Below are 20512 nucleotides of genomic sequence, written 5' to 3'. Positions count from 1 at the left end.
TTGTATGAAGACAAGCTACAAAATAGAATAAGGCAACTGCCCCTTGGAGAGTGAGAATCTTATGGAAATGCTGAACTTTATACAAGAATTATTCAGCAAATATGGATATAGCGTATTGTTTTTTGGATTGCTGCTCGAATTCGTTGCCTTGCCGTTTCCCGGAGAAACTACCATGGCTTTTGCAGGTTTCCTTTCCTATACGGGAAGACTTGATTTCATAACGCTGATTCTAGTGGCGTTTGCAGGGACCACCGCCGGGATGAGCCTCACCTATTTTGTCGGATTAAAAGCCGGAATGCCCTTCATCCAGCGATACGGCAAGTGGTTGCTGTTCTCCCCTGCCAAGCTGGATAAAACGCAAAAATGGTTCGAGAAATACGGCAGCATCCTTATTTCCATCGGATATTTTATTCCAGGCGTTCGTCACTTCACCGGCTATTTTGCTGGTATAGTTGCGCTGCCCTTCCGTAAATTCGCCCTCTACGCTTATAGTGGAGCATTATTCTGGGTAGTGCTGTTTCTTGGCATAGGACGGGTATTTGGTCCGCAGTGGATGGGTATTTTCCATTTATTCGAGTTATATGCACTATGGATTATCTCCGGCGGTGTAGCTATAGCTGCCCTTGTAATCCTGTATCGCTACCGCAAAAAGATAAGCATCCGCCTGTTCCCGCGCAAAGCTGCCATAAAGCTACAGACTCAGGTCAAAAAAACTTCCAAGGGACGGTGAAGCCACCGCCCTTTTTAAGTACGTTTTTTCTTGCTGCGTACCCCCGCATATCCTGCAAGCAAAAGCGCAACTGCGGCAAATCCCGCTCCCCCAACAAACCCTACCATTCTTGGCTCCACCCATTCTAATAGCCACCCGGCGAACAGCATAGATAACCCCAGCAGCGTATTTCCTACTGCAGACAGAAGTCCAAACACAAAGGGCTGTATAGCAGATGGCGCTTTCCGCATAACAAGCGTATCCAGACAGGCATTCCCCGTCCCCCCGGCAAATGACAGCAGAATGTATAACATTAATGCTGCCGCAAAATGATTGCTGACACTGATGCCCATCAATAATACACCTTCGAGCAAAAGCCCTCCGATGGCTACAATCAGCAGTCCCTTTTTTAAATAACGTGAGATAAAAAAACTAAGGCTAAGACCGACGCCAAGCGCCGCATAAAATGCCCCTACTCCAATATCGCCCGTGTGAAATACCTGTATCGCATATACACTGATCAGTACATTATCCAGACCATTTAACAACGGCACCAACAGCTCATAACCGAAAATGACCTGCAGCGTTAGGCTCCCGCCAATTACCATTCCCAGAGCACGCAGCCGACCGTATTTTGCTTCTTCAGCAGATTTTTCTAAGTCCCCCTCAGGAGAATATGTAGCCTTCTTAGCCACCGTCGCCATTTCCGTATGTTGTGGAAACTCGATACCGTAAATTAACATCGCCGCAATTAAAAAAGACACTGCATTCATAATGAACGCTGCCTCCGAACCAAACCACATCGACACCACCCCTCCACTGAACGCCCCAAGGATCAGCACGCAGCCGCTCATTAACTGCTCTAGTCCGTTGACGGTCAGCAGAGAATCTTTGGTGACGAGCAAAGGGATAGTGGACTTACGAACAGGGCTGTAAATGGCTTCTCCCGCTGCCAGCAAAAAACTTGCCATATATAACAACCACAGGTTCTCCTCCCCATCCACCCATAAAAAGGCTAAGGCTACTGGGACCCTCAGCATATCTGTAGCTATCATGATATATTTGCGTGGAATTTTACTGCCAAGTATGCCTCCAAGCGGGGCCAGAAATAAATAAGGAAGCAGTCTCACACCTAACGAAATCCCCACCGCCATGCCTGATCCCGTCAACTGCAGAACCAGCGCCAGTACTGCAACGCTAGTAAAACGATCACCAATTCCATTGATCAAGCCGGCTGTGAACAATCGTGAATATCCCTTATGACTCCTAAACATCGCAACAGCTGAGTGATTATTCATAAAATAAACCTCATTTCATCTATTTATACATATATCTAATTAGGTATTAATCGAATCATTTATTTATGACAATGCTTTATTTTCAAGGATTTGCTAAGATGAAATACAGCATTACTTCACGGAAATCTCCGGGAAAGAGGGAATTGTCTTTTGAAAATAGATCGATTGCTCTCTATCGTTATCCTGCTAATGAACCGCCGCCTAATTCAGGCGAAGGAGCTAGCCGATATGTTCGAGGTATCTGTGCGCACGATTTATCGTGATATTGAAAGCATTAATGGAGCCGGAATTCCTATCGTCACCTATCAGGGAGCTAACGGTGGGATCGGGCTTATGGAAGGATACCGGCTGGACCGCAATGTCTTGACGGATCGTGAGCTGGCGGATATTTTCACGGCTCTGCAGAGCGTCTCGTCTTATGGAGGAAATGAACATACGCTGCTCATGGAAAAGATCAGCAGCGTAATCCCGCCCTCCCAATCCGCTGCCTTCCGCAGCAAAACGACTCAGCTCATCATCGACTTCTCCCCATGGGGTCTTCAACGTATTCTGGAAGAGAAGCTTGCCACTCTAAAAGAAGCACTTGAGGAAAGCGTGACCGTAAACTTTGATTATGTGGATGCTGCGGGTCAGACAAGCCAGCGTTCGGTAGAGCCCTATACTTTAGTGCTGAAGGGGCAAGCCTGGTACTTATATGGATTTTGTCTGAATCGTCAGGATTTCCGTCTGTTTAAGCTGTTGCGCATGAAAGAGCTCGTTAAGAATACCCAAGTTTTTATTGCAAAAGATGTAGATGCAAGCGAGCTGCCTTGGAGCAACGAGTATCAGAGATCAACCGTAACAACAGCAACACCCATCGTTTTGCAGTTTAAGGCTGAAAGCAAACATCTAGCGGAAGAGCGGTTTGATTCTACCGAGCTACTGCCCGACGGTAATGGAGGTTACAAGGTTACCATCAACTATCCTGAGGATGGATGGCTGTATGGTTTCCTGCTAAGCTTCGGGATGCATGTAGAGGTCTTAGAGCCACCGCATATTCGGCAAAAGCTGGGGCAGCTTGCAGCAGGCATAGCATCAAAATATACAACCTAACAATAAACCTGACGGAATGCCGTCAGGTTTATTGTTCTATACTGAACTTAAAGCGGGCGCTCGAGAGCTTGCATACCTTTAAAGGAGTGTTAAATATGGGACATGAACATGTAGAGCAAGGAGATCTTAAAATTTGTCAAAGCTGTGGGATGCCAATGCCTACGGCGGAATTGCTTGGAACGGACCAGAATGGCAACAAGATCGAAGATTACTGTGTGTACTGCTATGAGAATGGCGCATTCAAACAGCCTAATATCACGTTGCAAGAAATGGCTGACATTTGTACAGGCTATATGGTCGAAGAAGGAATGGATGAGAATGTTGCCCGTAAACTTCTCGCGGAGCAGCTGCCACATTTGAAACGCTGGAGCGATCCTGCAGCTGTGTCTCCAGCTAACTAATAGCAGCACAACAAAAAGAAGCGCCCTAGGAACCATAACGGTTCGTAGGACGCTCCTTTTTCCATTCTTTTTTAGCCCAGTTTTTTATTGATTGTCCTGCTGTGGCTGCACTTCCTCCGTCTTCAGGAAGTCTGGCTGCGGTGAAGTCTTTTTAATAAAGAAAGCCAATACCAAAGCAATTACAGTGATCCAGGTAGCAATGTTAAAGGCATGCGTAACCCCGCTAATTGTAGCCTCTTGCGTAAGCTTAAGCATCGCTGCTTTATCGTTTAACGAAACCGTTCCGCTCATAAGCGTATCAGTGATTGTGCTCTTCGTCTTATTGGTCATTAGACTGACGAACAACGCCATTCCCAGCGCGCCCCCGACCGTCCGCAACGTATTCGACATTGCTGTACCATGCGAGCTTAAACGCTGTGGCAGCTGGTTAAGTCCAGCCGTTACAATCGGCATCGATAACATCGACATGCCTAACATCCGAACCGTGTAAGTAATAATCATATGCGTATACGTCGTACTGTCTGTAAGCTGGCTGAATTGCCAAGTCGTAATTACTGTAATAATCAGGCCTACCACAGACAGCCATCTTGCCCCGATTTTATCAAATATAATCCCCGTGATTGGAGACATAATTCCCATTAGAATGGCTCCCGGCAACAGCATAAGACCGGACTCCATTGGTGTAAAACCACGGATCGTCTGCAAATAAATCGGCAGCAAAATCATACCCGAATATAAAGCCATCGTAATGATGATATTGATTAATGTCGTGAGTGAATACATATTGTATCTGAAAATCCGGAACTCAAGCAGTGGTGTCTCAGCCTTAAGCTCTCTCCATACGAATAAAGCCAGTGCAATCACACCCACAATGAGGCAGGTGATGACTGTTGCACTTCCCCAACCATCGGTTCCAGCATCACTGAAGCCGTACAACAATCCCCCAAAACCAATGGTAGACAGGATAACACCCGTTTTATCCAGCTTCGGAGAGGTTGTTTGCCCTACATTTTGCATTGTTTTCATACCTAGCAAGGTAGAAAGAATGGCCAGCGGAAGAACGATAAAGAACAATACGCGCCAAGAATAGTTCTGAACTACCCACCCTGACAACGTTGGACCTACAGCTGGAGCAAAAATCATGGCTACCGCCATTAGCCCCATCGCTTTTCCCCGCTCTTCAATTGGGAAGATACGAAGAAACACAATATTCATTAACGGCATCAAAATCCCTGCGCCAACCGCCTGTATGACTCTGCCGACCATGATCATTTCAAAGCCTGTTCCGATTCCACAGACAAGTGTGCCTAACGAAAAAAGTGACATCGCGGTGATGAATAGCTGGCGGGTCGTAAACTTTTCCACCAGAAATGCACTAATCGGTATCAGCACACCGTTCACGAGCATAAATCCCGTTGTTAGCCACTGTGCCGTATTCGTAGCGATTTTTAGATCGTCCATTATGCTCGGCAATGCCACATTAAGAAGTGTTTGGTTCAAAAGTGCGACAAACGCACCTATTAAGAGCGCTGCAATAATCGGTCCTCTACGTATTCCCTTAGTTGCCGCTGCAGCGTTACCTGTAATTGTACTCATAAATTCTATTTGTCTCTCCCCTGCTCTAAGATCTGAATGATTTCGTTATGAATCCTAAGTAATTCACCTGCATCCTTGGCAGGTATATTGGATAGTGGAAGTAAGTGTCTTCTGAGCGATTGCTTACTTCTTTCCCTGATCTCTCTGCCCTTTTCAGTAATCGCCAAGTTGTATATACGCCGATCTACCTCAGAGCGCTGTCTTGTGATCAAATCGGCTTTCACCATCCGGTCCACTACGCCGCTCGCTGCACTGTTCCCCAAATGTAATAGCTCGGCAAGATCTGTAATGCCAATATCGGGATTTGCAGATATTTTGCGGAGAACCATTAACTGTGTTGGTGTGATGTCCAGCTCTTCGGCATCCTTCCACAGCAACTGCTGGAATGCATGGCTAATCCGGCGAAAAGAGGAGAAAATATCATCTAATTGCTGCTCCTTATCTTCCAAATCTTCACCTCCAAAGAATTAATTAGTTAGATCATCTAATAGTTCGCATGCGTACTATTTTACACCTTAACTAAATTTCGGTCAATAATTTGCTGTAACTTTCTGAAAGGTAATTTTATATTGCAGGAAAAACATGAAAATCATACATAAGTGCACAAAGCATAAAAAAGCGAACCAAGGTAGATCCTTGGTCCGCTTTTTCGTCTGAACAATGCTCAGGTTAAGCTGTATGAACTTTCAGGTAAAGTCTGCTGCTGAGGCTTATCCGGCAGTTTTAAATTAGATGGCTTAGTCTCTTCCTGGCTGCTGGCAATTGACATCATCAGCTTGATCCGATTCGCTTGGTTGACTACGCTGACTCCAGCATCATAGTCAATCGCCACGATATTTGCACCCGGATATAATTCCTTAAGACCTTTAATCATCCCACGCCCGGTGATATGGTTGGGCAGGCACGCGAACGGTTGAATACAGGCGATGTTGTTCACTCCATTATCCAACAAATCCATCATTTCTGCGGTTAAAAACCAGCCCTCACCCATCTGATTTCCTACGGACACCAGTCGGCTGGCCTTCTCGGCAAGACCATAAATATTCTCCCGTCCTTTAGCTAACCCCGCATCCTCAAGGGCAACCTTAATCGGCTTACGGTAAATTTCCAGATAAGAGATCAGCATGGGATTGATATAGCCGAGCCGTTTGCTTTTGCCGAATTGCTCAGCTTTGTAGATCGGATTATATACACAATAGAAAATGAAATCCAGGAAGTCCGGCATTACCGCTTCCCCGCCCTCTGCCTCGATCATCTCTATAATGCGGTTATTGGCATCCGGATGGAATTTGATCAGGATCTCACCGACAATGCCCACTCTTGGTTTAGCAATACCCGTAACGGGCAGCTTGCAGAACTCTGCAACAATCTCACGAATCAGGCGTTTGTATTCTCGGAATGAAAAGTTGGATAAGCTTGCCTTGCAACGCTCCATCCCTTTGCGGAATAGAACTTCCGCACTTCCTGGAACAACCTCATGCGGCCTAAAGTGATTTAACATCCGCATCATAAGATCACCATAACAAGCGGCAGCTATCAACCGATTCGCCAGCTTAAGACTGATACGGAAACCCGGCTGATTCTCCATCCCCGAAGCATTGAGTGAAATCACCGGAATTTGTTCAAGGTCTGAATCCTTTAAGGCTTTGCGGAGCAAAGAAATATAATTCGTAGCCCGGCAGCCGCCACCCGTTTGTGACATAATCACAGCAGTACGATCCGGATCATATTCCCCACTCTTCAGCGCCGACAGAATCTGGCCAATCGTCACAATTGCCGGATAACACGCATCATTATTAACGTATCTCAAGCCTTCTTCTGTCTCTTCGGGTCCGGTAGTCTCAAGTATCTTCAGACGGTACCCGGCATCGCGAAAAACCTGCTCAAACAATTCAAAATGAATAGGCGACATCTGTGGTGCAAGAATGGTATAGGTCTCTTTCATTTCCTTCGTAAATAACACATTAGCCTGCACTTTTGGCGGCTTTTGCGGCACTACCTTACCTTTTTCACGCTCACGCATTGCCGCCAGCAATGAACGAAGCCGAATGCGCGCTGCACCAAGATTGCTGATCTCATCGATTTTGATCAATGTATATACCTTGTTATGTCTTTCCATAATATCCTGTACGGCATCACAAGTGATCGCATCGATCCCACAGCCGAAGGAAGTCAATTGAACAAGCTCCAGATCCGAGCGGACTGCAGCAAGGCGGGCTGCACGGTACATCCGGGCATGGTAGGTCCACTGATTCACAACAGCCACATCTCCTTCGCTGTGGTCCAGATGGCAGACAGAATCTTCTGTCAGCACGGCGAGTCCCATCCCGGTTATCATATCCGCTATCCCGTGATTAATCTCAGGATCGGCATGATAAGGGTGCCCACAGAGCAGGATTCCTTTGGTTCCAGTATCAGCTAGATACACAAGGGTCTCCTCACCTTTAGTACGCACATCACTTTTGGCGTTATCAGCCTCTGTAAGTCCCGCCTGCACCGCGGACGTAATCTCATCTCGCGGAATGCTGGTAAATGTCTTCACCAGCCCTTTGGTCAGCGCAGAAATATCATCAAAGGTCAGGAATGGACTGACAAGCTTGATTCCATTGTCCTTTAACCCATCCATATTGTTGCGAATGACTTCGGGGTACGAGGCGACCACTGGACAATTGAAGTGATTATCCGCGGCTTCATCTTCTTTTTTCTCATACACCACCGCTGGATAAAAAATAAAATCGACACCTTTACCGATCAGGCTTTGCACATGTCCATGTGCCATCTTCGCAGGATAACATATCGATTCTGAAGGAATTGTATCCATTCCGCTTTCGAAAAGCTTCTTGCTGGATTTAGGGGAGAGAATCACCCGATAGCCAAGTTTGGTGAAAAAGGTGTGCCAGAACGGGTAATTCTCAAACATATTCATGGTACGCGGAATCCCGACGGTCCCCCGCCATGCCCCTGTTTCCGGTAAACTCTCGTATTCAAAAAACCGTTCATATTTATACTGCATCAGATTCGGCAGGACATTTTTCTCTTTTTTGACTCCTGCGCCACGTTCGCAGCGATTGCCGGTCACATAAAAGCTCTTATCCGGAAAACGACTGATCGTCAGCGCACAGTTATTCCCACAGCGGCCACAGCGGCCTGAGGAGACCTCATATTTAAAGCTGGCAAGCTCCTCTGGTCCAAGCAGCGTACTGGATCCGTTAACCCCGGCTTGCTCACGCGCAATCAGTGCACAGCCATAAGCTCCCATTACGCCAGCTATATCCGGTCTAACCACCGTCCGCCCCGTTAAGGACTCAAAGGCACGCAATACAGCTTCATTATAGAAGGTACCGCCCTGAACGATGATATTTCGCCCTAAGTCCTCCGGATTGCGGATTTTAATTACCTTTTGCAGAGCATTCTTGATCACAGAGTAGGCAAGACCCGCCGATAAATCCGCTAATGACGCGCCTTCCTTCTGAACCTGCTTGACCTTAGAGTTCATGAACACCGTGCAGCGCGAGCCCAAATTAACAGGCTGAGTCGCTTCGAGTGCAGTTTTGGCAAATTCCTCGATTCCAAGTCCGAGTGCAGAGGCAAAGCTCTCCAGAAAAGAGCCACAACCGGCTGAACAGGCTTCATTGAGCATAAGGCTGTCGATAGCACCGCCACGGATCTTGATGCACTTCATGTCCTGACCACCGATATCCAGTATGAAATCTACCTTTGGCATGAACTTGGAAGCTGCCTTGTAGTGTGCAACAGTCTCTACTTCTCCGCCATCCGTCCGCAGAGCGGCCTTGATTAACCCTTCACCGTACCCTGTCACATATGAGCCTGCAATATGGCAGCCTTCAGGCAGAACCCGGTAGATCTCCTTCAGTGCATCGCTGACCGAATGCAGCGGGTTACCTTTGTTGCTGCCATAAAAGGTATAGAGAATTTCGTCAGCCGAACCGGTTAACACGAGTTTAGTTGTGGTTGAGCCGGCATCAATCCCTAGATAACAGGGTCCACGATATAAGGCTAAATCTGATCTCGCTGCAGAGGCTTTGCCGTGACGAAGCCGAAATTCTGCAAGCTCGGCGGCATTCTCAAAAAGCGGCGGTAATTCAGCATCCGCAGCTCGATCCGCAGTAAAATCAACTGCCGCAATTCGCGTGATCCAGCTTGAAAGTGGCAATACGACTGGATCAGCATTGGAGAGCGCAGCTCCAATCGCCACGAAATACTGTGAGCGTTCCGGGAACAGGATATCCTCCTCCGCCAGCTCCAGCGTTTCCGCAAAACGCTGCCGCAAGGCAGGCAGGAAGGTCAGCGGTCCGCCAAGAAAAGCCACCCGCCCTCGAATCGGACGTCCACAAGCAAGACCGCTAATCGTCTGATTAACGATACTCTGGAAGATCGAGACCGCCACATCCTCCCGGCGTGCTCCTTCATTAAGCAGCGGCTGCACATCGCTTTTGGCAAATACACCACAGCGTGAAGCTATGGGATAGATTCGCTCATGCTTCTCTGCCAAAACATTTAAGCCTGCCGGATCGGTCTGCAGCAGCGCTGCCATCTGATCGATGAACGCTCCCGTTCCGCCCGCGCAGGCTGTATTCATACGCTGCTCAATGCCGCCCCGAAGATATATTATCTTAGCGTCCTCTCCACCCAGTTCAATCGCCGTGTCACATTCCGGAATCAGCGCACTGATCGCCTTCGTGCAGGCTATCACCTCCTGAATAAAGGGAACTCCACCTAATTTGGATAAAGACAAACCCGAGGAACCGCTTACAGTAAGCCTAGCTCCCCTCTCTGGGAATCTGTCGCGTACATCAGACAGAAGAGAGAGGGCCGCTTTTTTAATATCGCTATAATGTCTTACATAGTCTTGATAAACAATGATGTCCCGCTCTATGACAACTAATTTAGCAGTAGTTGATCCGATATCAAGCCCAATATGCAGCATTATCACTCCACCACCTCTTCTTGCTCCAAATTTGAAGCAATTATGAGGAAACTATATCATGACAACACCTTATATAAGCTGTTAAAAATGTAATAGACATCTATAAAAAGTAATTAGTAAAATTTATGATTCGCTTATTCCTGCTATCGTGTTTGCGACATGCCCTTTTACCCGTACCTTCCGCCATTCTTCCACTAATATCCCCTGCTCATCAATCAGAAAAGTAGATCGCACAATCCCCATAAACTCTTTGCCGTAAAGTTTCTTAAGCTGCCATACGCCGAACATTTCACTTACCTTATGATCCTCATCAGACAGCAGTGGAAAGGGCAGACTATGCTTCTCTGTAAATTTAGCGTGCGATGTCAAAGAGTCCGGACTAATGCCCAGAACAACCGCACCCACCGCCGTGATTTGATCAAAAGCGTCACGGAATTCGCAGGCCTCCTGCGTGCAGGCTGGTGTCATATTTTTAGGGTAAAAATATAAGATGACCTTTCGGCCCAAGTAATCACTCAAACTAACCTCATGCCCATTGGAAGAGGGAAGGGTGAAATTGGGTACTTTTTGTCCAATAGCTACTTCGTTCAAGATAGATCCACTCCTTCTTAAGATTGGGGAATTATTCCTAAATTGCACGTATCCCCAAAAGAAATTATAATGTAGTCAACGTGAATGCGAAAGGAAGAACGAGAAATGCCACCTAGAAAGAAAAGGCACGCAAAGACTGGTAAGTCAAAAAAGAAACCGCTGCTTTGGACGTTGGCCATTATACTCCTCCTTATTATCGGTGGGGCCATTTTCTACATTACAACCATTTACAATGAGCTTGGTAGCATGTCGAATACTGAAGATTCACCTTTTCAAAATGCAGAGACCGTTGATGTTGACACCCCTGAGCCTCCTAAATGGGAAGGTACAGAGCCGGTCAATATCCTATTAATGGGTGTGGATGCCCGAGGTGTGAAGAAAGGGGAAATCCCCCGTTCAGATACAATGCTCGTCGCTTCTCTTGACCCTGTGAAGAAGAAAATCAGTGTATTTTCAATACTGAGAGATACGTACGTTCCGATTCCGGATCATGGCGAGAAGCGTATTAATACAGCGATTATTTATGGACCTAATACTGCGATGCAGACCGTCAGCGATCTGCTCGGTATCCCAATTCAATATTATGTCTACACGGACTTCCAAGGATTCATCAAGCTGGTTGATGCCGTTGGGGGTGTGGATTATGAAGTCGAAAAAGATATGGTCTACAAAACCGTTGCAGACGGTCCGGAATATGATATTGATCTGAAAAAAGGATACCAGCATCTTGACGGCAACATGGCGCTACAATATGTTCGCTTTCGGCATGACGCTACCTCCGATTTCACTCGAACCGAGCGCCAACGCGGTTTTCTCAAGGCTGTGGCTGATAAGCTGATCAGCACCACCTCCATCGTCAAGCTGCCAAATATCCTGTCGCAGGTTACGCCTTATATTGAAACCAATATGTCAGTTAATGATATGTGGAAGCTGGCAAGCGTAGGGTATAATAGCAGTATGGGTGGCAGCGAGCAAATTCCGCCAATGGATCTGCTCACCGAGGAAACTACAAGTGACGGATCACAGGTTATTGGAATTCGTAGCGAAAAGAAGCTAAAAGAATTTATACAGGATACCCTAAATGGTCCTGAGCCAACACCAACCCCTACATCGGAGAACACCTCCAATAGCAGTTCTGGCGGGACCAATTAAGGGCCTGACAAGCAAAGTTCACATGTACACAAAGCAGTGACTTGGTATAATACGGGCGGACAACGGAAAACACCGTTGTTCGCCCGTTCCCTTGAGCACCAACAATCGAAAGGATGATCACATTATGAATCGTTCCACATCTGAACAACTTTATCACGAAGCCCTCCAGCATATCGTTGGAGGTGTAAATAGCCCTTCCCGCTCCTTCAAAGCCGTTGGCGGCGGAGCACCCGTATTTATGAAACGCGCCAGTGGATCTCACTTCTGGGATGAAGACGGCAATGAATATATCGATTATCTCCAAGCCTATGGACCGATCATTACCGGCCATGCCCACCCTCATATTACCAAAGCAATTACTACAGCAGCAGAAAATGGTGTTCTTTACGGAACCCCAACCCAGCTCGAAATCAAACTTGCTAAAATGCTAAAAGAAGCCATTCCATCTATGGATAAAGTACGTTTCGTCAATTCCGGAACCGAAGCGGTTATGACAACGATTCGTGTAGCCCGTGCCTATACAAAACGCAGCAAAATCGTAAAATTCGCCGGCTGTTACCACGGCCACTCCGATCTGGTGCTCGTAGCAGCAGGATCCGGACCTTCTACACTTGGCATTCCAGACAGTGCCGGTGTTCCAAGCAGTATCGCCCAGGAAGTAATCACCGTTCCTTTTAATGATCTGGACAGCCTAAAAGAGGCGCTGGAGAAATGGGGCGAAGATGTCGCAGCTGTTATGGTTGAACCGATTGTAGGAAATTTCGGCATGGTGATGCCTAAGCCTGGTTTCCTCGAAGGACTTTGCAAGCTGGCTCACGATAATGGCTCCCTTGTTATTTATGACGAAGTCATTACTGCCTTCCGCTTCCACTATGGTTCTACACAAACCTATGCAGGGCTGGATAACCATGAGGACATCACTCCTGACCTTACTGCACTTGGCAAAATCATCGGTGGCGGCCTGCCTATCGGCGCTTACGGCGGCCGCAAGCATATTATGGAACAGGTAGCTCCACTTGGACCGGCATATCAAGCCGGCACAATGGCAGGCAATCCTGCGTCTATCTCTGCAGGGATTGCTTGTTTAGAGGTTCTGAGTGCAGAGGGTGTATACGAAGAAATGGATCGGCTTGCAATCCGGCTTGCCGATGGACTTCAAGCATCTGCCGACCGTCATGGCATTCCACTGACAATCAACCGCATCCGTGGTTCGTTTTCCACTCATTTCTGTAACCATCCGGTTACGAATTATGACGAGGCTCAGGATACAGACGGCGAATTGTTCGCCAGCTTCTTCCGTCATATGCTGAACCGTGGCATTAACCTTGCCCCTTCGAAATACGAAGCTTGGTTCCTGACCACAGCACATACTGATGCAGATATCGATGCTACACTTATCGCAGCTGAGGAATCCTTCCGCGCTATGGTGGCTGAGAAATAAGAATGGATTATGAAACGCAGTACTCTATAAGCTGAATAACAGCTGCATAGATCAAGGCGTTGTCCCATATAACCGCAGAAGTTAACAGAGCAGCGATTCTCCTTTATTGGAGGATCGCTGCTCTGCATTTATACTCATCCACGGTCTGCATCTGAAGCTTGTGGAACGCTTAATCCAGCCGATCTCAAGCGTCAATTTCTCTATGCTACGTAACAGGTATCGCCGGACCTTCTCTGTGTTAAGTACAAGGGTTAGGGAGCTTCGATAGATAATTAGGGAAATTGCACCTTAAATTCAGGGATTTCTGGTCATTAAACTAATAATTGGGGAAATCCTCCCTATAATTTAGCTAATTTAGTGGAAAATAAAGAACTTACCCCGTTTTTTAGGGAGAAAATCCCTAATTCTGTTCATTTACAGAGAATATAGGTTATTTTCAGGGAGTTTTTCCCTAATAACTCTGTAGCTCACACCGCAAAAAGCTCAAATACACTTTATCTACGGATTTCATCCGCTAACAGCGTTTAGAAGTCCAAATATTCTACTGCTCTCATGTAAAATCCACCTGCTTGTCCAATGTAATCTCAGTCATTAATGGTCTTAACATTTGCTCGCTCCCGGGTACCAGCCAAAACTCTACACCCTCCAGATGCTCCGGCAGCGTTGGGGCGACCAAGAATTGCATTTGTGTATGCGCTCCACCTCCATGACCACCATGCGGCTGCACTTCATATTCATTCTCACCCGCCACTTCAAGCGTTAAAGCCGTTCGAAGATGAATATGTCCTACAGCTTCTTTTAAATATTTAATTTCCACAGTAACTATGCTGAAGGCTTCATACTGCATAGCATGCGTAAGTATATATTCACATTCTTCAACGACCGTCCGCTTTACAATCGGAAGCACTCCCAGCAATAAACCAGGCTCTTCCCAATATTGTCTTCTGGGTACAGTTTCATTCATAAGGTGCAAATGCTGCACAATCTGAGTAGTGTTCATCTCGAATCTAGTTACCCATTCCTCAAGTAGCTTACTATCAGGGGATAATCGTTTCTTGCCTGTTATAGCTTTACGTTCCTGAATCAGACTCAAAATCTGCTCATCAATCTTTTTAACCTCATCATTATATTCGTTGGCGAATCCTCTAATTGGCATTCTGCTCCAGTTCATTTAACGCCCTCCTCTTATTACTAATTTAAATCCATTAATTGTAAGGGTACATCCTTTCGATTGATTTGTAAAATATTTGAAATATCATAATCTTGCCGATAGGTAAAAAAAAGCGACCATCAGCTTTACGCTGTAAGGTCGCCCGCTTTTTAATTTGGAGTTACTCTCCTACTCATATAAGTTCCGGATCTCCACACCCTGAGGCAGCTTAAACGGATTCTCCTTGTTAATTCGGTCATAGAACATAATCCCATCGAGATGGTCTATTTCATGCTGGATGATGATAGCTTGGTAGCCCTTAAATTTAAGGACAACCTCCTTGCCTTCCAGATCATAACCCTTCACCTTCACGGTTTCATACCGAGGTACAAAGCCATGCACGGGACGATCAACGGACAGACAGCCCTCGCTTTCTGGTAAGTACACCATAGACAAGGAGTGGCTTATGATCTTAGGATTAACCCAAGCATGCTCTACAGCGCGCCCTCTCTCGTCTGTAAGATACATCGCGAACATACGCTTCTCCAGTCCGATTTGATTCGCCGACAGACCTACGCCAGAGCGCAGCTTATATTCTTCGGAAATCTCCGGGTCCTGACTGTTCTTCAGAAATTGAAGCATACATTGCAAAGCCTCACGATCTTCCGCCTGTAATGGAAGCTCCACTGGTTGTGCTACGGTACGAAGTACGGGATGACCCTCCCGCACTATATCATCCATGGTGATGATATATTCAGCATTATATTTTGAACTAGACAATATTCCATCCACCTTTTCCTTACGGGCTTAATTTAATTTCTTATGATGTATAGTATGCAGCTTTATGGATTTATGAAAGCAGTTCGCAGTTTGCTGCTGTAATTAACATCGAATCCAAGTCCTGTCGCCAAAGCGGCAAGGGGTAAGTAGGTTTTGTCCTCCTTACCTACCTTTTGCAGAAAAGCTGGAGTATCAATAGCCACGTTCTCTCCATTCACCTTAATAAATTTCGAGCCAATGGTGATCACAACGGTTCTTCCGCCATACACGATGGTAGCGCTGGAGGTTTTGTTATCCCACTTCCCGCTTGCGCCCACGGCATTTAGAATATCTTTCAGCGCCAAAAAATTCTGCCCATTTTTAAGGATAGGCTTATTGGGTGTATTCAACTCCACGCCCTTCACTACAATCGACATCGGTACCGATGCAGTAGCCATTGTAGCTACAGTAGGAACACGATACTCTCCCCATTGTAACTCCGCGAAAACCTTAGCAATAGTCTCATATCCAAGCTGCGTTGGGTGAAAATCAGTTTGCCCTGCTCCAATAATATGTGTCAGCGAGCCTTCTACCCCGGCAAACTTTGCCGCAACATGAGCTACAAGCACCTTCGCTCCCTCTTGATTTACGCTTGCAGCTACACTATCCGCTGCTTCCGTAAATTTGCCCGCTGCCGTCATTAGTCTGTTGTACATTTGACCAAGCGCGACCTTAGGGGCAGGTTGATATTGATCGGCCAGTATAATCGTCGCTTGCGGACTTACCGCACGAATATTCTCCAGCACTGCCTTCACATTTGTTTGATAATCCGCTAACCGCTGGTCCAGCTGTGTTTGGAAATCCGCATCCGTCAGCTCCTTGAACTGCAAGAACAGACTGCTTACATCATTCCCACCAATCGTAATGGTAATCAGATCAGCCTCCTTAAGCTCTGCTGCGATCTGCGGAGTTAGCTTCACGAACTGCTCTATTCGTGGATCTGGGAGACCTGCCTGAACTCCTTCAGCAGTAATCACTGAACCATCCTTGATTGCTCCTGTGTAATTACGTAATCCGGCCGTAGTCAGGCCTAGGATACCATAATTAGTAAGTGCACTTCTGCCATGATACCAGCCCTGCTCAAGCAATCTCTCCGCATAGCCGTATGGCTTGGTATTCACGTCCGTCATTCCTGGCTCGTAGCCAGCAGTAATGGAATCACCTAGAGCTACGATGCGAAAGACATCCTGCCCAGAGTCTTGTATTGCAGTCGTGTCAGCCGCATTTGCCGTGCCTGCTCCTACGCTAATCAGCGCAGATAACAAAAGCAGGCTGCTTATGCCAGCTGCCCAAATTTTTTTCCAATTGCCTAGCATCGTATCCCTCCCAAATTGTTCTAATTCCATTCTACCATCCCAGGGTAGCAACGCAAAAGAGCGGCCTCCTATATTCAGGAAACCGCCCCTCGCAAATCACTGGCTATTATTTGTCTGAATCTTCATCTGACTCTAACTTCTGCCCTGCACGCTCCAGATATTTATCATACCGGTCATCCAGCTCATATCCAATCTTACGATAACGCAATGTTTCTTCCACAATAGGATCGAGCGTAGTCTGAATACGAATTTCATATTTAGGTGAGATTTCCCGGATTTCTTTAGCCGTACGATCGCCTTGTTCCATCTCACCATCTACCAACATTTCGCTCAGCTTGCGTTCCAAATCATCCTTCTCACTCATGCTGTATCGTCCTCCCTAAAGCTTATATCCTGTTGCTTCAGCATTCTTCAGTGACGAAACCAAATATTCGTGAATGTGGCCATTACTTGCTACTACATGGCGTGTACCAATATCATATGAACGTCCTAGGGTATCCGTAATCTTGCCTCCTGATTCAAGTACAAGCAGTACTCCTGCTGCACAATCCCAAGGGCTTAAGCCCACTTCCCAATAGCCATCTACCCGGCCTGCCGCCACATAAGCTAAATGTAGAGCAGCCGCGCCTCCGGCACGAATACCACGAATCTGCGGAAGAATACTTTGCAGTCCGGCCATATTCACAGGTTGTGCAAACTCACGATCCGGCGGAAAGCCCATAGCGATCAGGCTGTCCCCAAAATCAGTCTCCGTAGAGACCGAGGTAGGAACACCGTGCATGTAAGCTCCCTTTCCTTTTTCAGCGACGAACATTTCATCACGAGTCGGATCATAAATAACGCCTACTGTTAGTTCACCGCGAATCACCAATGCTATGGAGACACAGTAAAAAGGAAATCCGTGTACGAAATTAGTCGTACCATCTACAGGATCTACAATCCACAAATATTCATGCTCACGAGCTTCTTCCAATGCAGCGGTAGCCGCTGCTGCTCCCGGGGAAACCCCTTCTTCCCCGAGAATGGCATGGTCGGGAAAATGTGTCAGGATCAGCCTGCGAATCATTTGCTCAACGCCTTTATCAACTTCCGTAACCAGATCTTGTGCTGAAGTCTTTGTATTCAGCTCCTTCACGAGACCCTGTCTGCTCTTTATCCATTCTCCTGCTTTGGCAGCCGCATTAATGGCCACCGCCGTATGTCCCTTGCTTGTTACTACATAGGGTTCACGTTCATTCTTACCCTCTGGATTTAAAGGACTCATATCTTCACTCCACTTTCTTGAACATAATCGCCAATGGCTTTAATTCTAAAGCAATCCTATTCACAATACCGTGCAATACGTCAAAACGTTCCCCAAGTTCCCAAAGTTCCGCCAAAAGAGGACCCCATTCTCACCTGCGAGCATAAATGCCCTAGGTCCATATAAAGACGATAAGCGATTAAAGTTTCATTCAACGTACCCTATTTCAAGTTACATATCAAGTCATGATAGGACCCGTATTCGGGACCTATCTCCTTATTTTCATTGTTTAAGGTTCAATATTCACGCTTGCCCCATTTAATAAGGAAATTCCGTTACCAGCCTCAGCCAGCTCCTTCATAGCCTCCATCAATCCAAATAACGCGCCATCTTTTAGTTTCGCCTCAATCATAACATCGACAGCAGGCGTATCTGCGGCGATACGTTTCAGAAAAGCCAGCAAAGGCGCAGGTTCCACGCCATCCGCATGGCTGCGCGGATCAGACGGACTGCGCGGACTGGAAACATGAATCTTAGGCGGCAAAAGCTCTCCCGAAGGAACATCCTTCTGTGCTAGCTCGCTTCGCCATGTCTGCAAAATGTCAGGCCACAGCTCCCAAGGGAGCTCTCCTTCATTATTCACCCATTGGTGGTGAATATCCAGCACCATCGGTAATCCTACGCTCTGACTGACTGCCAGTGTCTCCGGAGCTGTAAATGTCTTATCGTCATTCTCCAGCGTTATACGCTCCTGCAGCGCTGACGGCAGCGCGCGGAAATGCTCCTCGAATCGCTTCGCCGCTACAGGCTTGTCCCCATAAGCTCCGCCAATATGGATATTGTTCTTCGCCATGGCAGGAAGCCCCATAGCAACCAGCATGTCCACATGGTACTGCAAATCCCGTACGGAGTTTATCAGCACCTCCGGACGGGGTGTACTAAGTACTGTAAAGTGATCTGGATGAAAAGAAACACGCAGCCCGTGCTTTTTCACATATTGGCCCACTTCCGCAAATTCCTCGGCAAGCGCCGCAAACGGATTCCAGTCCTGCAAATCCGGATGCGTCGCCAGAGGAATGATTTTGGAAGTGAGGCGGTACACCATGATGTCCGAGGCCACATTATGCTTCATCAACCGCAGTGTATTATGCAGATTCATTCTAGCGATGTTCTCCAAACGCCGAAGTGCCGCTTCACGGTCATCCAGCTTCTTAAAAGAGGCCATCGTCATTGTCTTAGATGGGGAGCAGTCTTTGATAACGGTGGACATCGCTACATATCCGAAGCGGACAATCATCCCTGTGCTCCAAAAAACATTTCCTCAGCCAAAGCCGTCTGCACTCTGGACTCTTCTTCATTCAGCTTACGCACAAGCTCCATCTCTACCGCGGTAACCTCATGTCCTTGAAAATTAATCTCTGCAATCGAGGCTGAAATTTTGACAATGGCTACAGCTACGTTCTCAGGGGTGTAAGCAATAACCTTCTGACCTGTTGGATACACACGAAAGCCTTGTTTCACCATTTTGGTGCGCCCATATTCCAGCAGCTCGTACAGCTCTTGTTCACTCTTGAATTTGCAGACGGAGTTGAATTCTGTTTGAAAACCCATGTTCTTCTCTCCTTCCAGTCGGGATATTCCCGCTATAGCTTCTATTACTCATTGTCGTACTTAAGACCTTGTTTAAAATTATAGCGCTCCAAGGCTAACTCAATCATTCGGTCTAACAGAGCTCTATAAGATACACCCGTCTCACGCCACAATAGCGGATACATGCTGTAAGGAGTGAAACCAGGCATCGTGTTCAGTTCGTTAATTAGAATTTTACCATCCGATTTTCGCAAGAAGAAGTCTGCCCGGGTAATTCCACTGCCCTCAATCGCTCGAAAAGCAACTATCGCGGACTCCCGCAAACGATCGGCCACTTCAGAATCCACTGGTGCAGGAATCATCATTTGCGATTTGCCGTCCGTATATTTGGCTGCGTAATCATAATATTCACCAGAAGAAACGATTTCACCCGGAACAGAGGCTTCTGGTTCATCATTTCCAAGCACGCCAACCTCTACCTCACGCGCATCCACAAACTCCTCAATAATAACTTTGGTGTCATAACGGAAAGCAAAATCAATTGCTTTTACAAGACTATCCTTATCAGCAGCCTTAGAAATACCTACACTTGAGCCTAGATTGGCAGGCTTCACGAATACCGGATATCCCAGTTTATCCTCTACACCAACAATCAACTCATGACGTTTTCTTTTCCAAGCGCTGATGTTGAAATAACAATACTCGCATTGATCCAGGCCGGCATCAGCGAACAGCTTCTTCATGACAACCTTATCCATACCTGCCGAAGAGGCAAGAACACCAGCACCGATGTAAGGAATATTCGCCATTTCGAACAACCCTTGAATCGTTCCGTCCTCACCATACGTGCCGTGCAGCAGCGGGAACATTACGTCCACTGTTTTGTCCGCACCGGATAACCCACTAAATACCACGTTCAGGGCTGTGCCCATATCTTCGGTCGCTTCTGCAAGCTTGAGCTGCTCCACTTGGCTGTAAGGCGCTGATAACTTCTCTCCAACCTTCCACAATCCCTGTTTTGAAATGTAAAAAGGTATAATCTCATATTTATCATAATCAAATGAGTTCATCACGGCAAAAGCCGTCTGTAGCGATACCTCATGTTCTCCTGATTTGCCCCCGTACACCAGCCCTACGGTTAGTTTTGCGTTCCCCATTCCCTTAAC

18 protein-coding genes are annotated in these 20512 nt (G+C 46.8%); 5 read left to right on the top strand and 13 right to left on the bottom strand.

Translation table 11 applies throughout. From position 1 onward, the window contains the following. Window positions 1-61 precede the first annotated feature (61 nt). Window positions 62-730, top strand: coding sequence for a DedA family protein (locus MHH86_RS03100; RefSeq protein ID WP_342479631.1), 669 nt, complete (start codon window positions 62-64; stop codon window positions 728-730). 14 nt (window positions 731-744) lie between these two features. Here the strand turns inward: MHH86_RS03100 and MHH86_RS03095 are convergent, their stop codons facing one another. Continuing rightward, on the bottom strand, window positions 745-2007 hold the full coding sequence (locus tag MHH86_RS03095; RefSeq protein WP_342479630.1) for an MFS transporter: 1263 nt from the start codon (window positions 2005-2007) through the stop codon (window positions 745-747). Window positions 2008-2157: 150 nt separating this feature from the next. On the opposite strand from MHH86_RS03095, the gene MHH86_RS03090 reads away from it, so the two are divergent. Next, the gene (locus MHH86_RS03090; RefSeq protein WP_076223343.1) at window positions 2158-3099 is read left to right on the top strand and encodes a YafY family protein; all 942 of its coding nucleotides are present in this window, start codon (window positions 2158-2160) and stop codon (window positions 3097-3099) included. A gap of 95 nt (window positions 3100-3194) precedes the next feature. Next, a complete protein-coding gene (locus tag MHH86_RS03085; protein WP_052096752.1) occupies window positions 3195-3500 on the top strand; it encodes a zinc ribbon domain-containing protein in 306 nt (101 codons plus the stop codon). A gap of 84 nt (window positions 3501-3584) precedes the next feature. Here MHH86_RS03085 and MHH86_RS03080 read toward each other — a convergent pair whose 3' ends face one another. The 4 genes from MHH86_RS03080 to bcp form a co-directional block, all read right to left on the bottom strand. Beyond that, window positions 3585-5096 carry a DHA2 family efflux MFS transporter permease subunit gene (locus tag MHH86_RS03080; protein WP_036679866.1) on the bottom strand — a complete coding sequence of 504 codons (1512 nt, stop codon included), beginning with the start codon at window positions 5094-5096 and terminating at the stop codon, window positions 3585-3587. Window positions 5097-5101: 5 nt separating this feature from the next. Further along, complete coding sequence (locus MHH86_RS03075) at window positions 5102-5545, bottom strand: MarR family transcriptional regulator (protein ID WP_036679864.1); 444 nt, start codon at window positions 5543-5545, stop codon at window positions 5102-5104. 215 nt (window positions 5546-5760) lie between these two features. Then, the gene (locus MHH86_RS03070) at window positions 5761-10044 is read right to left on the bottom strand and encodes a 2-hydroxyacyl-CoA dehydratase (protein WP_081390389.1); all 4284 of its coding nucleotides are present in this window, start codon (window positions 10042-10044) and stop codon (window positions 5761-5763) included. Between the two features lie 123 nt (window positions 10045-10167). Then, window positions 10168-10635 carry a thioredoxin-dependent thiol peroxidase gene (gene bcp, locus MHH86_RS03065; RefSeq protein ID WP_080742389.1) on the bottom strand — a complete coding sequence of 156 codons (468 nt, stop codon included), beginning with the start codon at window positions 10633-10635 and terminating at the stop codon, window positions 10168-10170. Window positions 10636-10740: 105 nt separating this feature from the next. Here bcp and MHH86_RS03060 point away from each other — a divergent pair, with 105 nt between their 5' ends. Both MHH86_RS03060 and MHH86_RS03055 read left to right on the top strand, forming a co-directional pair. Continuing rightward, a complete protein-coding gene (locus MHH86_RS03060) occupies window positions 10741-11787 on the top strand; it encodes an LCP family protein (RefSeq protein WP_036679863.1) in 1047 nt (348 codons plus the stop codon). Window positions 11788-11911: 124 nt separating this feature from the next. Beyond that, a complete protein-coding gene (locus tag MHH86_RS03055; RefSeq protein WP_036679861.1) occupies window positions 11912-13228 on the top strand; it encodes a glutamate-1-semialdehyde 2,1-aminomutase in 1317 nt (438 codons plus the stop codon). 550 nt (window positions 13229-13778) lie between these two features. Here the strand turns inward: MHH86_RS03055 and MHH86_RS03050 are convergent. From MHH86_RS03050 to MHH86_RS03015, 8 genes are all read right to left on the bottom strand, one after another. Beyond that, window positions 13779-14399, bottom strand: a complete 621-nt coding sequence (locus MHH86_RS03050) for a hypothetical protein (protein WP_076223346.1) — start codon at window positions 14397-14399, stop codon at window positions 13779-13781. A 168-nt stretch (window positions 14400-14567) separates the two neighbouring features. Further along, on the bottom strand, window positions 14568-15119 hold the full coding sequence (def, locus tag MHH86_RS03045; RefSeq protein WP_036679906.1) for a peptide deformylase: 552 nt from the start codon (window positions 15117-15119) through the stop codon (window positions 14568-14570). A gap of 101 nt (window positions 15120-15220) precedes the next feature. Then, complete coding sequence (locus MHH86_RS03040) at window positions 15221-16513, bottom strand: stalk domain-containing protein (RefSeq protein WP_076106079.1); 1293 nt, start codon at window positions 16511-16513, stop codon at window positions 15221-15223. A 106-nt stretch (window positions 16514-16619) separates the two neighbouring features. Continuing rightward, a complete protein-coding gene (locus MHH86_RS03035) occupies window positions 16620-16877 on the bottom strand; it encodes a hypothetical protein (RefSeq protein ID WP_036679858.1) in 258 nt (85 codons plus the stop codon). 15 nt (window positions 16878-16892) lie between these two features. Next, the gene (locus MHH86_RS03030) at window positions 16893-17777 is read right to left on the bottom strand and encodes an inositol monophosphatase family protein (RefSeq protein WP_036679857.1); all 885 of its coding nucleotides are present in this window, start codon (window positions 17775-17777) and stop codon (window positions 16893-16895) included. A gap of 268 nt (window positions 17778-18045) precedes the next feature. Further along, window positions 18046-19053: a UV DNA damage repair endonuclease UvsE gene (uvsE, locus tag MHH86_RS03025; protein WP_076138420.1), complete on the bottom strand. Its 1008-nt coding sequence runs from the start codon at window positions 19051-19053 to the stop codon at window positions 18046-18048. Then, window positions 19050-19367: a hypothetical protein gene (locus MHH86_RS03020; protein ID WP_036679853.1), complete on the bottom strand. Its 318-nt coding sequence runs from the start codon at window positions 19365-19367 to the stop codon at window positions 19050-19052. Before MHH86_RS03020 ends, uvsE begins: the two co-directional genes overlap by 4 nt. 44 nt (window positions 19368-19411) lie before the next feature. Next, window positions 19412-20503, bottom strand: a complete 1092-nt coding sequence (locus MHH86_RS03015; RefSeq protein ID WP_038568619.1) for a D-alanine--D-alanine ligase — start codon at window positions 20501-20503, stop codon at window positions 19412-19414. Window positions 20504-20512 lie beyond the last annotated feature (9 nt).

This window comes from Paenibacillus sp. FSL F4-0097 (assembly GCF_038593125.1).
GTDB classification, from domain to species: domain Bacteria; phylum Bacillota; class Bacilli; order Paenibacillales; family Paenibacillaceae; genus Paenibacillus_AQ; species Paenibacillus_AQ odorifer.
The sequence above is the reverse complement of the archived record's forward strand: the minus strand, read 5'-3'. Positions and strand labels throughout refer to the sequence as shown.